Origin of the sequence: Pseudobacter sp. (assembly GCF_051955275.1) — a bacterium.
In the GTDB taxonomy this organism is placed as follows: Bacteria; Bacteroidota; Bacteroidia; order Chitinophagales; family Chitinophagaceae; genus Pseudobacter.
Map to the genome: position 1 here is coordinate 1 of NZ_JBQCGW010000112.1, position 14,756 is coordinate 14,756.

Below are 14,756 nucleotides of genomic sequence, written 5' to 3' on the forward strand. Positions count from 1 at the left end.
GGGATAAGGTGGAAGTGATCACTGTTACCAGGCTTGCCAGTCCGGAGCAGTTTGCAAAAGCCCTGAAAACATTTCCTGCCCTCAAAAATTTTAATCTGCCAACTGTTTTACAGGATGATGTTCTATATAAACATTTTCCTTTTGAATTCATTTCTCATATTGTCTGGATCGATGGCAATGGCATAGTAAAAGCCATTACCGGTACCGAATACGTTACACCGGAAAATATAGCGATGGCTTTAAAAGAGGAGCATTTGCCCTGGCCGGTCAAAAAAGATGTATTTGGTTTCGGGTATGATAAACCGTTATTGAGTGTGATGAATGGAGAGGCAGCAGTGCCGGCTACCCTCTATTATTCTGCACTGACCGGTTATATGGAAGGGATCGATGGAACGGATACGGAGATAGTAGATAGTGTGAAGCAGACCGTTACCTATAATCATTTCAATAAAGACCTGCTGGCACTGGCTGATGGCTCCCTGCAGGGACAGGGAACAGGTTATATCAATCCCAAAGACCTGTTGCTGGAAGTGAAAGACAGAACAAGGTATTTGCGTGATCTGCATACGCAATATTATGACCAGTGGGCTAAGAATAATGCTTATTGTTACTCTGTTACGCTTCCTGTGAGACTGAGTAACGAAGAGCGGAGATCGTTTATAAGGAAGGACCTTACCCGGTGGCTCGATCTGCTTGGTATAACAGTAAAAAAAGAAGAAAGGGAAGTTCCCTGTTATTTGCTGGTAACTATTCGTGATCAGGTGATACAAGCCGCCAATGAAAAGGGAGAGCCCAACAGTAGATATCATTTTCCCGAAGATTCCTCTTTCGTGGAAAATGAAAAGATCTCCGATTTCCTTATTTTCCTTAACCTGTATAACAGTAATATTCCCCGGCTTGTGGTCAATAATACCGGCTTTGCTGATCATGCCCGGGTGAATATGAAATTCAGTAAGGATGCATTTACTGATTATATGCATCTCAGAAAAGAGCTACAGCAAAACGGATTCGATCTTGTTCCTGGAAATGCAAGGAAAGAAATGTATGTAATCAGTGAATATAAATAACAGCAATGAAAAAATGTTTACTCATTTTTTTACCGGCATTATTCTTTGTGCTGATCACCCGTGCGCAATCAATAACGCTTTCGGTAAAAGAACAACCGATAATCAAAGTATTCAGGGAAATCGAAAAGCAGTCGGAATTCCGCTTTGTTTATATCGTGGATGTTGTCAGCACTGCCAGGCCGGTAACCATCAATTTCCATAATACGCCCATTAAAGAAGCGCTTGATAAGATCTTTGCCAACCAGCCTGTCCGGTATGAAATATCAGGTAAAACTATCATCATAAAAAGAAAGGCAGAGGAAACGCCTGTCGCAAACTATAATAAAAAGAATGAGTTGTCCGGCCGCGTAGTAAATGAAAAGGGAGAACCTCTTGCCGGTGTCACAATATCCGTAAGGGGGACTGACAGATCGGCTGCATCCGGAAATGATGGGAGCTTTGTACTCACGGGAATCGACGCAAATGCAGTGATCAATGTATCCAGCATCGGTTATGAAGCCAGGACTATCCGGCTTTCCGGGGAGAAGGACCTGCTTGTGAAGTTAAGTGTAACAGCAGAGCAGATGAAAGAAGTGGTGGTGATCAATACCGGATATCAACAGATCTCCAAAGAAAGGGCTACCGGCTCCTTTGAGCAGATCAGCAATAAGAAATTCAACCAGCAGATCAGTACGGATATTCTCAGCAGGCTGGAAGGAATCAGCAGCAGTGTTCTGGTTGATAAGAGAAGTCTTTCTCCTTCCAGTAATATCATCGGTGGCGGAAATGTGATCATACGCGGATTGAGTACAATCACGGAATCTATCAAGTCGCCACTGATCGTGCTCAATAATTTCCCCTATGAAGGTGATATCGGCAATATCAACCCAAATGATGTGGAGAGTATAACGATCCTTAAAGATGCGGCTGCTGCTTCCATCTGGGGCGCCAGGGCTGGTAATGGAGTGATAGTCATAACAACCAGGAAGGGGAATTATAAACAGCCAACGAGGCTTTCAGTTACAGGTAATATTAAGGTCACGGACAAGCCGGATCTTTTTTATTTACCGGCCATGAGCTCTTCCGATTTTATTGACGTGGAAAAATTCCTGTTCTCTAAAGGTTTTTTTGATAACGATATCGATCCTGCCAATACTACAAGACCAGCCATTTCTCCCGTAGTGGAGATCCTGGCCCGGCAAAAAAACGGGCAATTGCCGGAAGGGGAAGCGAATGCTCGTATAGACGCTCTGCGTGCGCAGGATGTAAGAAAGGATTTTAGTGATTTTATATACAGGAAAACCGTCAGTCAGCAATATGCCATGAACCTTACCGGAGGTACGCAGAATGTCAGGTATGCTTTGTCTGCTGGGTACGACCAGGTACTGACAGCACTCAGGGGCAACGATAATAAACGTATTACAGTGCGAAGTGATAACGCCTTCATGCCGCTAAAAAACCTTGAAGTGGAACTGTCTGTGGGATTCACTTCAGGGAAGCTGCACAACAATGCGCTCGGCGAGATCGGAAGCAACGGGTACAACTACAATAATCAATTCCCGGTCAGATCACTGTATCCTTATGCACAGTTTGCAGATGCTGCGGGACAGCCCCTTACAATAGCGAGAGATTACCGACTGAGTTATCTACAGTCTCTCAATGTACCAGGACTTCAGAACTGGGAATACCGTCCGTTGCAGGAAATAGGATTGAGAGATGATGTAACAAATACAATGGACCTTCTGTTGAATGCAGGCGTCAATTACAGGTTGTTGAAGTCGCTCAGCGTTCAGGTTCTTTATCAATATGAAAAAGGCACTACTGACAACTCAAACTATAACAGCAGGGAAACCTACTATACAAGAAATCTCATAAACCTGTACTCGCGTCTGAATGGAAGCCAGTTGGTATACCGCATTCCACGTGGAGGGATCCTGCAGGAAAACCGTGCTGAACTGACTGCGCAGTCTTTCAGAACACAGGTCAATTTCAGCAAAACCTTCAACTCAGTGCACCAGGTAGTGGCATTGGCGGGGGCTGAAACGAGAGAGAAGATACTGGAGAGTTCCGGTAATACAGTTTACGGTTTTAATAAAGAAACCCTGGGCGCTGCCGTGGTAAACCTGGATACGCTTTATTCCTTGTTCAACGGATTAGGGAATGGAGTGGGCAAGATCCCTTCAACGCTTGGGTTTTCAAAAATATCCGACAGGTTCGTTTCCTTTTTCATGAATGCATCCTATATCTATGACAACAGGTACTCAGTGTCGGCCAGCGCAAGAAGGGATGCTTCCAACCTGTTTGGCGTGGAGACCAATAACAGATGGAAGCCTTTGTGGTCGGCAGGCGTCAGCTGGGAATTGTCCAACGAAAAATTCTATCATTCTCAGTTGTTTCCTTTTGTGAAGTTGAGAGCTACTTATGGTTTCAGGGGAAATGTAAACAATGCGTTGAGCAGGTACACCACCATTACCCGTTTCTCTGCCATTCTGAACCTGGTGAACGAGCCGTTTGCAGTGATCAATTCACCAACAGATCCAAGTCTCAGATGGGAATCGGTTTCCGAGCTTAATCTTGGACTTGATTTCAGGATGAAAGGCTCACGTATCGGGGGATCTGTTGAATGGTACAGGAAGATTTCCGATGACCTGATCGCGAATGCGCTGCTGGATCCTGCAACGGGTCTGGATGGTGTGAGAAAGAACAGTGCAAGCCTGATCACAAAAGGAGTACAGGTGGATCTCAACAGTGTAAACCTTGATGGAGCATTTAAATGGACATCCAATCTTGCCTTCAACTATACAAAAACAGATGCAAAGGATTACCAGATCGATGAAAGGGGAAGAACCATACAGGGATTGATCGGAGATGGGAGAGGAATACTGCTGGTGCGTGGAAGGGATCCGTATGGAATCTACAGTGTGCCGTCTGCCGGACTGGATCCTGAAAATGGTGATCCGAGAGGTTACCTGGATGGCAAGATCAGTAAGGATTATTTCGCCATTTTGCAACAGGGGCTCGATACGGCCGACCTGGTGTATCACGGTTCGGGGCTGCCGAAATTTTATGGATTTCTCAATAATACTTTTTCATTTAAAGGCTTCAGCCTTGGTGTAAACATTCTATACCAGTTCGATTTCTATTTCAGAAGGAATGCACTTTCCTATAATTCGATCTTCAATAATGGGAATACGCATCCTGATTTTTCACGCAGGTGGAAACAGAGTGGGGATGAGGCGTTCACCACCGTGCCTTCCATGATCTATCCCATTACAAATGGTTTCCGCGATGTGTTTTATAATGCAACCGGCACCAATGTGCTGAAGGGTGATAATATCAGGTTGCAATATATCCGTTTGAACTATGATATCGGTACGCCGGTTTTCGGAATGAAATTCATTCAGAATGTACAGCTGTCTTTAATTGCCAGTGAGCTGGGATTTATCTGGAGAGCCAACAAAGAAAAACTTGATCCGGGTTTTGCGGGTGGATTTGGATACCCGGTACCTAAAAGTTATGCAGTAGGGCTTAAACTCAGTTTCTAACCTTAACCAGGAACAAATGAAAGTTGTAATCAGTTTTATCATCATAATATCCGGCATGTTCTTCACAGGTGGATGCAAAAAATACCTTGATCTGAAATCAAACCAGAATCTTTCTGTGCCTGATAACCTGGAGGATATTGAGCTTTTATTGAACAATGCCGGAGAATTGAATATAGGGATGGTGGCGGCGAATGCGGGCTCCGACGAATATTATTTACTGACCGCAGACTGGGAGTCGCTCGATCAGTTCAGTATGGAATCCTATATATGGAATGGCGCGGCACAGGATACCTATGATTGGGCCTTCTTTTACAGGGCCATTTTCAATGCCAATACCATACTGGAAAACCTGGATAAAACAGACAGGTCTTCTGATCCTGCAAAATGGGATGACCTTAAAGGGCGTGCGCTCTTTTTAAGGGCTTTCAATTTCTATCAGTTGTTGCAGGTATATGCTCCTCACTATGTTGGAAATGAAAGCTCAGCATTGGGGCTTCCCATAAGGCTAAGCTCTGATTTCAACAAGGCTGTCAGCCGTTCTTCATTAAAACAGTCTTATGATCAACTGCTGCTGGATATCAGGGATGCAACCCGATTGCTGCCACCAGTAAATACGCATGCAACACAGCCTTCGCGCCGGGCTTCCTTTGCTTTACTGGCAAGGGTGCACCTGCTGCTGGGGAATTACCAGCTGGCTTATGATTTCAGTGATTCCTGCCTGAAGATCTCATCCGGGCTGATCGACTACAATACAGTAAGTGAAGAGCCTGAATTTCCATTACCCGGACTGACCTCCAACCCTGAAGTGATTTATTACACGGCAACAGATATACCGGTAAATGCCTATTACTGGATGGCAAGGGTAGACTCAACCCTGCATGATAGTTTTGATGCAGATGATCTCCGTACAAAATTATTCTTTATTGATAATGGCGATGGCACTTATGCATTTAAGGGAAATTACACAGCAAGCTATTTGCTTTTCAACGGACTGGCGGTTGATGAAATATATTTAACCAAAGCAGAAGCAGGCGTCAGAACAGGAAAAACCACGGAAGCGTTGAAAGCAATCAATGATCTGCTTGAAAGCCGATGGGCCACAGGCATGTACCAGGCTATCACTACTACAGATCCCGCGCAGCTTCTTGCAGTGATCCTTCAGGAGAGGAAAAAGGAACTGATGTTCCGTGGCACCCGCTGGAGCGATCTCCGCAGACTCAATACTGATCCTGCATTTCGTACAACAATCAAACGGACCCTCAATAGTCAGGAATATATGCTTACTCCTGGTGATCTCCGGTATACATGGCTGATCCCTCAGCAATCGATAAATATCAGTGGCATTCCACAGAACCCGCGTTGATCATTCCCTTCCGGTTTGCTTTTGAAACCGGACTTACTGGTGTACCAAAGAAAAGCCGCCTCCCGGGGGAGGACGGCTTTTCTCTTTAACGGAAGAATTATCCTAGGATTTCTTCAGCAAAGTGGTAGATTCTGTCTGGTCATCCAGTGTACCATCGCTATCGGTATCAAGCGTAGTGAAAACTGAAGAGAATTCAGCTTGAGAGATAACACCGTCATTGTTTGGATCAACAATACGGATTGCACAGAGTCTTACCGCACCCGGACAGCTTGGAGCCGCAGGTTGTTGTGTGTAGTTTGCAATCTGGTTCTGAGGTTGAGCCTCAGCAGTTTTGTAAAGTACATAAACAACAGTTTGTTTCTTGTCAGCCTTAGGAGCTTCAGATTTTGTAAACGCACTGAAACCAACTGCCAGAACTACGGCGAATACGCCTAACAGATACTTTTTCATAAGAAATAATTGAAAAGGTTAATGATTAATGCTTACTCTTTTTAAGGTTTTCAGCTTTTCCCTTTTATGGCATCGCTGCCACGTTGGACTCCTCCACCGGAGTGCCTGACCCATCCGTACTGCGCAATACAGACAGGCGCTTATTGGCCAATAAATGCTTTAAGTATTTAGTAGTTGTATGGGAAACCTCTCTTTTGTACATCAGACATGGGGAGGCGAACCATGAGCCAGCAAGGCCCTGTTATCCCCTGAATGAGAATTGAAATGTTTACGGTGCAGTATGATTCCTGCCAAAGCCGCGAGCGTAAAGAATATATTGAAATACAAATGTTGTTGCCATGTCATTGCAGAGATTACACCGCCACAGGAACAGGGAAGATTATCACCTGTGCCTATCATATACCCTACATAGACAGTGAAAGATAACATCAATGCAAATGATGCGTATAATCCTTTCAAACGTGTTGATGGGAAAAAGAGAAGTGCTGCTGTCAACAGCTCCGTCGCTGGAATTGCAATGTATAGCCAGCTTGCATTTGAACCGATCCCTGGTGATTCAGATAACATGAATCTGAATAAGTCCATTTCCATTAGTTTACTGACTGCGGTATACGTGAATAAAAGGATAAGTAACGCTGCTATCACATCCACAATAGCCTTGCGCGTCATGAAATTAGTTTTCATAATTCGTTACAACTTTTTATAGCAGTATGAATACATTGGTCGTAATGAATGATACAGAGATCATCCGTTTCCGGTTTGGGTCTGATGGGAGTCTTGGGGAAGACGTAGGTTGATTAAGGTCGTTTGTTCGTTGTTTGGAATACAAAGATGTGACGAAAATCAATTAAGCTGTTTTGAATTCGGGAGCAATTTCTTTACTGTTTGAACACAATAACCGGAACCCCTTTCACAATGAGAAGAATACATCCGGTGTTCATAAAAATATATAAGGCCCGGAATTTTCCGGGCCTTATTACAAAAGTTCTGTATAAGAAGTGATACTTATCAGATTACCGCCTTTCTTACGCGCACCAGCTGCTGCAGGAGATCTTCCAGCAGGTCCAGTTTCAGCATATTGGCACCATCGGACTTGGCTACTGCAGGGTTCGGATGTGTCTCGATGAACAAACCATCAGCGCCGGTTGCAATAGCTGCTTTTGCAATGGTACCGATCATCTGTGGATTACCCCCGGTAACACCGCTGGTCTGATTCGGTTGTTGGAGACTGTGAGTGCAGTCCATTACCACCGGTGCACCATGTTCTTTCATCCAGGGAATATTGCGATAGTCAACCACCATGTCCTGGTAACCGAAAGTATTACCACGGTCTGTGAGGATCACTTTATCATTCCCAGCCTGGCGGATCTTCTCAGCTGCAAACTTCATGGATGGTCCGCTGAGGAATTGTCCTTTTTTTACATTCACGATCTTACCGGTCTTTGCTGCTGCTTCCAGCAGGTCGGACTGGCGGCAAAGGAATGCAGGTATCTGCAATACATCGATATACTGTGCTGCCAATGCTGCTTCCTCATGTGCATGTATGTCTGATGTAACAGGGAGCTTGTATTTCTCGCCCGTGTTCTTTAAATACTGCATCGCTACTTCATCACCCAGACCGGTGAAAGAGCTGCCACTCGTGCGATTGGCTTTGCGGTAAGAAGATTTGAAAATATAAGGGATACCCAGGTTCCTGCAGATGCCTGACACTTTATCGGCCACTTCCATCAACAACTCTTCACTTTCCACAACACAGGGGCCGGCGATCAGGAAGAAATTCTTTTCGTCATACTGCTGACCGGCAAACAGGTCTTTTAGCATTTTTTCCATGGCCGCAAAGATACAATAGTTTGACCATTAGCATAAGCAGGTGATTTACAGACCCATATTAAACAAATTTGTTAATCGTCTATAAAATGTGTAAATTATACACAATAGTATTTTAACCTTATCATCTTAAAATGGTTGCTGTATGAAAAAGATCTACTTCCGGGTCCGCACGCTCGTGTGGGCCATATTACTCCTTATCTCCGGCAGCACAGCTGCACAAAACCCCTGGAACGGCAAAGTGGTATTGCAGGGCTTCTGGTGGGACTACTGGAACAACAATTACAATAACGGCTGGGCCAATTATCTGTCTGACCTCGGGCCACGCCTCCGTGATCTCGGTATCGATGCCGTGTGGGTGCCACCCAGTATCAAAAATGCAGGAACTAACAGTAATGGGTATTCGCCATTTGATCAGTACGATCTGGGTGATAAATACCAGAAGGGATCTCTGAAGACAAGAGTGGGAAACAAGAATGAACTGTTGCGCATGGTGGCTGTATTGCACGCCAACGGAATGGATGTGGTACAGGATGTGGTGTTCAATCATATGGATAATGCCGGATCGGCCACTGGTGATGGCGGTCAGGATCCTTCTGCCAGCGCCAATGGTGATGGTAACCTCTACAAGAATTTCCGGTACGTGAGTTATTCCACGCCGGCCGGTTCTGAAACGGCTGCCAACTACCTGGCGCGTTCCGGCCGCTGGCCCAAGAACTACCAGAATTTTCATGCCAATTCAGATCATGCCTGTAATTCGGGCGATATCTGTGGCGCCTTCTTTGGTCCGGATATCTGTTACAATTCCGGTGCTTATGGTGTCAGTTCCAATGCCACTTATAACCCTGCGCAGACTACCAACTATATGCGCACCGGTTCACGAAACTGGCTAATATGGATGAAGAAACAAACGGGTGTGGATGGTTTCCGCTTCGATGCAGTCAAGCATTTTGAATCCTGGGCCATGCAGGATTTCATTTGGAATGCCAAGTACAACGCAGGCTGGGCAAATGGCGGCGCCAACATGTTTGCCGTGGGAGAATATGTAGGCAGCGCCACTGATCTGGATACCTGGATCAACAATGTAAGAACAAGTAACGGTGGCTCTGAAGACCTGGTGGGCACTTTCGATTTCAGCCTACGGCAGGAAATCAAGAACATGGTGAGTGCAGGCGGTAGTTATAACTTGGCCAATATTCCCGGCTCACAACAGACCAATCGTTACAGGACGGTACCTTTCGTCAACAACCACGATACTTTCCGCCCTGTCAAGGATGCCAATGGTAATTATACAGGGTGGGACAGCGGCAATGAACTCGGTGGCGGCCATATCGATCCCTTCGATGTGCGGCTTGCTGCCAGTTACGCCATCGCTTTTGCCGTAGATGGCTCACCACAGGTTTTCTTCGAGGACCTTTTCAATGTAGGCAGTACCAGCAAAAGGTATTCGCATCTTCCTACCAGTGTAACAGATCTGCCTGTGCGCGATGATATTGCTAATATCATCTGGTGCCACCAGAAACTGAATTTCAAAAAGGGTACATACAAAGTGCGCTGGCAGGCAGCCGATCTGCTGATCATTGAAAGAGGGTACAATGCAGGGCCCGAGAACAGTTATGCCATCGTTGGCGTGAATGATAACTGGAATACCTGGCAGAGTGCAACTGTTCAGACTGACTTTGGCGCTAACCGGCAGCTGCATGATTATTCTGGCGCCAATGTGAGTGATATCTGGACGGACGCCACCGGCAAAGCCACTATCTGGGTACCACCCTGTGATGGCAGCAATACGCGCAGGGGGTATTGTATCTGGGGACCAGCTGGCATTACAGGAGGTTTCAATCCCACGCAAAGGGCTACCACCCAGGAATGGGAGATGGCAAATGACCTGGGTGATTCACATGCCAGTTCCCTGCAACAGGGCGGCGCATTGCCTGCCAGTTCAACCAGCCTTCGTAATGTAGGAAAGATCTTCGCGGAATCCGGCAAAACCATTACCGTGAATGTATATCCATCCAATACAACCCCCAATCTTACGGTGAACCTGTACAACAGCGGTGGCACGCAGGTGCAGACAGTCAGCGGCACAGGCACGCTCACCCTTACATACTCGCCGGGCTCCACAGGTGTGTATGAAATAAGAGTGAAGAATACAAGCGCTTCCAATCCGGCACAGAATGTATTTGTGAAAGCCACTTACACGGCTCCGAAAACAGCCAGTACTTCCACTTATCCCATGGCGGTAACGCCGAAACTGCCGCAGGTGGAAAATATAGAGATCTATGATCTCTCCGGGAATCCGGCCCCGGTGCGGAATACAAGCCGGATCAGTTTTACACTGCATCAGCCGGGTTTTACGAGTTTGTCGCTTTTCAATATGAACGGACAGTTAGTGGAAAATCTGTTGCAGAAGAATTTACCGGCTGGGAAACATTATGTGAACTGGAATGCCAATAAAGCAAGTACCGGAGTATACCTGTTGAAATTGAGCAGCAGTGCCGGAACGGAAACAAAAAAGCTGGTAGTTGATAAAAGATGAGATTGGTCAGCGTGTGCCCAGTCGCTCGCGTCCCCGCGAGTGACTTTTATTCCGTCGCCTCCCGGCGACACGGTGTTCGCCAGAGGCGAACAAATAGAAGTAACTCGCCAGAGGCGAGCTACTGGGCGCACCTTGTTTTTGCTTGTGTACACGTTGTTATTTCCCCTGCAATATCCTTTGAAGAAACTCTTCCTTCTTCCTTCTCGCCACATCCACATAATCTCCATTTTGCATTTCTATCTGTCCTCCATCTCCCTTGATATACCGTTTCAGAAAATTAAGATTGATGAGATGTGAATGATGCGGCCGGAAAAAGATATCCGGTGGCAGTAATTCTTCAAACTCCTTCAAGGTCCGGCTGGCTGTCAGTTTCGGGTGATTGGTGAAATGGATCACTGTGTAATTGCTGAGTGCTTCGAGGTGGATGATTTCTTTTACATTGAAGAAGAGCAGTCCGTCAATGGTTGGGATGGCGATCTTGTTCAACGAATGGTTCCATTGTAGATTATCGGCCAGCACTTCCAGCTTCCGGGTTGTTTGCGACTGTTCTTTGCTGGCTACGATCTTGCTGATGGTGTTGCGTAATTCTTCTATGTCCACTGGTTTTAGGAGATAATCGAAGGCAGCGAAGCGGATGGCCCTGATGGCGTACTGGTCATATGCTGTAGTGAACACCAGGTGGAATTTCTTTTCCGGTAATTGCTGCAACATGGCAAAGCCATCCATCCTTGGCATTTCGATATCCAGGAAAACGATCTGTGGTTGCAGTTGCTCAATGAGTGCGATGCCCTGCATGCCATCAGCGGCTTCCCCGGTAACGGTCACTTCCGGGCAATAGTCCTGCAGTTTTTTCTTCAGGGCGATGCGCCCCTTCACTTCGTCGTCTATGATGATGGCTGACAGCATTTATTGAATTTTTAATTGTACTTCTATTCTTGTGCCTGCGGGTTGGTGATGCTGCTCCAGGTCTGTGATCTGAACGGATGCATCGTTTTCTTTATTGAACAGCTTTACACGGTCACGGGTCATGGCCATGCCGTAGGAAATATTCTCTTTGCGGATCCCTGTTTTGGCGGCGGCGCGGCCCACACCGTTGTCTTCGATCCGGTATAGGAGATAATCATTATTACGGGAAATGGAGATGACCAGCTTTCCATCATTGCCCGGGCGATTGCGCAGTCCGTGCAGGATCGCATTCTCCACGTAGGGTTGAATGATGAGTGGTGGCACTTTCAGGTCGTCCTGCAGGATATCATCGGGTACCTGTATGCTCACGGTGAATTTGTTTTCGTTACGCAGCTGTTCCAGTTCTATATACAGTCTGAGTGTATCCAGGTCCTTGCTGAGCGGAATGGCAGGCTGGTTGGAGCTGTCGAGGATATTGCGGATCAGGCGGGCGAATTTATTCAGGTAAACAGTTGCATTGTATTTGTCGTTGCTCTGTATCAGTGCATCGATGCTGTTGATGCAGTTGAAGATGAAGTGTGGATTCATCTGTGCTCGCAGGGCCATCATCTCTGTGGTGCTGATCTTTTGCTGCAAACGGGCTTCATGCCTGATCTGCCTGATCCTTCTGCGGATCAGCCACCAGGTGAGGGCTACTGCCAGTGTAAGCACTGTGGCGAGGAACCATTTCGTTTGCCAGAACTCAGGCAGAATGGTGATCCGGAGGCTTGTTATGGTTGAATTCCAGTTACCTTGGTTGTTTGCGGCCTTAACCTGGAAAGTATAATTGCCGGGTGGCAGTTTGGTGTAGCCGGCACTTCTTCTGTGCCCGCAGAAGACCCAGTCCTCATCGATACCGGAAAGTTTATACGCATATACGGTACGGTTAGTATGGGAGAAATTCAATGAAGAGAAATCGATGGAAAAGAAATTCTGGTTCGGTTGCAGTCTGATATGTTGCCGGTACTGAAGGGAGGAGTCTGATTGCAGGGGATTGTTCATCACATGAAAACCGGTGATCACGGGTGCAGGATTGAATTTGTCTTCCGGCACGGAACCGGGGTGGAACCAGGTGAGTCCTTCGATGCCTCCGAAATACATCACACCTTTTGGATCGCGGTAGCAGCAGTTGGTATTGAATTCCGTGCCCTGCAGGCCATAACTGATATCATAATTGAAGAAGCGCTGACGGCGTAGATCGAAGCAGCTCAGGCCATTGTTAGTGCTGAGCCAGAGCCTTTGCTGCTGATCGCTGAGGATCCCATAAATAACGTTGTTGGGAAGTCCGTCTGCTGTTTGCCAGATGCGGATCAGTTTCCTGTTGACGGGATCGAACTGCACCAGTCCATTGTCTGATCCGATCCATAATTGTCCATTATTATCCTGGTGCAGGCTGCGGATATTTTTGGTATTGAGCTGAGGAAGCTGGATGGGAGTGATGCGGTTATTGTTCCGGTCCAGTAGCAGGAGGCCAAGGCCTTCGGTACCCATCCAGATCATATGGTTGTTGTCTTCCAGGAAGCAGCGGATGGCGGGCCTGTTGCTGAGCAGGAAGCTATCCCTGTCCACCCAATCGATCCATTCTTTTTTTTCCGTATCGAACTGGTAAAGCCCGTTGGCGCCACTGACCAGCATGTTGTTTCCTCCGGTGGGTTTGAAGACGGAATAGAGATAGGTCTTACCGATATCCCTGCCTGTGGAGAACGACCTGAAAGCATTGCCGGGTGTGGCATTCAGGTCAAGCAGGCAGAGGCCTCCCCAGGTGGCGAGCCATAGCTGGTTATTATTGCCGGATGCAATTCCGTACACAGTATTATGTGTTACCCCTGCGGGCGAAGGGTCTTTATAACTGGTGAAGCTTTGATTGATGGTATTCCATTTTACCAGGCCACCGTTCTGTGCGCCGATGAACAACTCTCCGTTTCCGGAACTGAACAGGGAGAAGAGCATATTGTCGTTCAGCTGGCTGTTGTTCCGGTAATTTTTTCTGATGGTATGGAAGATGGAATTGTAGAGATCGTATTTGGCAAAACCGCCTCCGCTGAGCCCGATCCAGATGATGCCCTGGCGGTCTTCGAAGAGGGAGAGCACGAAATCCTTGCGGAGGGATCCGGGTTGGTCATCCTGGTAGCGGCAGCGCGTGAGGTGGGCTGTTGCCGGGTTGTAGCGATAGAGCCCTTCGTTTCGTGTGCCGATCCAGAGCTGTTGTTGTTTGTCTGCCAGCATGCAGGTAACGGCATGCAAGGTGCCGTCGTGCGAGGGAGGGTTGAAAGCACGCGTGATACCGGTGATAGGGTTATAGATAAAAACGCCGTGTTCCGCAGTGCCGATCCAGAGTTCCTTGTTGAACCAGCAGATACTCCGGAATTTCATGCCTTCGGTTGTTGCGGTAGGGATGCTGATCTGTTTGAAACTTTGTGTAATGGTATTATAGCTGTACAGGTTATTGATATCGCATACCCATACCTGTTGTATTCCGTCTGATGCAATATCGGTGAGCCTGTTGTTGCGGCCTTCTTCAATAAAATGCTGACGGCACCTGCCATTGCTGTCTGCTATAAAAAGGCCATTGTGCCGGGTGAGTATCCAGGTCTTGTGCCGTGGATCTTCAAAGAGTTTGAGGATACCGATACTATCCGGTGCGGACGCGGGTTGTTGGAAATAGCGGCTGAAGGTCTCAAACTGGCCGCTTTGGATATTGAAGAGAAAGAGGCCGTCCGGTGTGCCTGCCCAGAGGGGACCGGAAGAGCTGGTGAGCAGTGCGTCAACCTGGTTGGAGGTGGAGTGGGAACCGGCGAAGGGTTTGCGGTAGCTGATGAATTCATAGCCGTCGAAGCGGTTGAGGCCTTCCTGTGTGCCCATCCAGATAAACCCGGACCTGTCCTGGGTCACTGAATAGCCGCTGTTCTGGGAAAGTCCGTTGCGTGAGGTGTAGTGCTCAAAGAATAGTTCTTTCTGCCGGGCAGCAAGCAGCTGACAGCAGAGCAGGAAGCAGGCAGCCAGGCAGTATCGGAGGAGGATCAAGGAAACAGGTTTGAATG

Annotated in this window: 9 protein-coding genes; 4 read left to right on the top strand and 5 right to left on the bottom strand. The window is 47.1% G+C overall.

The annotated features are described in order from the left end of the window. The 3 genes from ACTHMC_RS09570 to ACTHMC_RS09580 form a co-directional block, all read left to right on the top strand. Positions 1-1,067 (top strand): hypothetical protein (locus ACTHMC_RS09570; protein ID WP_440412862.1); only part of this gene is annotated, 1,067 nt, incomplete at its 5' end. 5 nt (positions 1,068-1,072) lie between these two features. Further along, positions 1,073-4,591 (top strand): SusC/RagA family TonB-linked outer membrane protein, encoded by a 3,519-nt coding sequence (locus tag ACTHMC_RS09575; RefSeq protein WP_440412863.1) that lies wholly within the window; start codon positions 1,073-1,075, stop codon positions 4,589-4,591. Positions 4,592-4,607: 16 nt separating this feature from the next. Beyond that, complete coding sequence (locus tag ACTHMC_RS09580) at positions 4,608-5,954, top strand: RagB/SusD family nutrient uptake outer membrane protein (RefSeq protein ID WP_440412864.1); 1,347 nt, start codon at positions 4,608-4,610, stop codon at positions 5,952-5,954. A 102-nt stretch (positions 5,955-6,056) separates the two neighbouring features. Here ACTHMC_RS09580 and ACTHMC_RS09585 read toward each other — a convergent pair whose 3' ends face one another. The 3 genes from ACTHMC_RS09585 to kdsA all read right to left on the bottom strand — a co-directional run bounded on the left by ACTHMC_RS09585 (position 6,057) and on the right by kdsA (position 8,234). Beyond that, positions 6,057-6,404: a hypothetical protein gene (locus ACTHMC_RS09585; RefSeq protein WP_440412865.1), complete on the bottom strand. Its 348-nt coding sequence runs from the start codon at positions 6,402-6,404 to the stop codon at positions 6,057-6,059. A 201-nt stretch (positions 6,405-6,605) separates the two neighbouring features. After that, entirely contained in the window at positions 6,606-7,088 is a 483-nt protein-coding gene (locus ACTHMC_RS09590; protein ID WP_440412867.1) for a MauE/DoxX family redox-associated membrane protein, read from the bottom strand. Positions 7,089-7,412: 324 nt separating this feature from the next. Continuing rightward, positions 7,413-8,234: a 3-deoxy-8-phosphooctulonate synthase gene (kdsA, locus tag ACTHMC_RS09595; protein ID WP_440412868.1), complete on the bottom strand. Its 822-nt coding sequence runs from the start codon at positions 8,232-8,234 to the stop codon at positions 7,413-7,415. Positions 8,235-8,376: 142 nt separating this feature from the next. Between kdsA and ACTHMC_RS09600 the strand changes: the two genes are divergently transcribed. Then, positions 8,377-10,770 carry an alpha-amylase domain-containing protein gene (locus tag ACTHMC_RS09600; protein ID WP_440412870.1) on the top strand — a complete coding sequence of 798 codons (2,394 nt, stop codon included), beginning with the start codon at positions 8,377-8,379 and terminating at the stop codon, positions 10,768-10,770. Positions 10,771-10,926: 156 nt separating this feature from the next. On the opposite strand, the gene ACTHMC_RS09605 is transcribed toward ACTHMC_RS09600, so the two are convergent. Both ACTHMC_RS09605 and ACTHMC_RS09610 read right to left on the bottom strand, forming a co-directional pair. Next, a complete protein-coding gene (locus tag ACTHMC_RS09605; protein ID WP_440412872.1) occupies positions 10,927-11,676 on the bottom strand; it encodes a LytR/AlgR family response regulator transcription factor in 750 nt (249 codons plus the stop codon). Further along, positions 11,677-14,739 (bottom strand): ligand-binding sensor domain-containing protein, encoded by a 3,063-nt coding sequence (locus ACTHMC_RS09610; protein WP_440412873.1) that lies wholly within the window; start codon positions 14,737-14,739, stop codon positions 11,677-11,679. Positions 14,740-14,756: the final 17 nt, after the last annotated feature.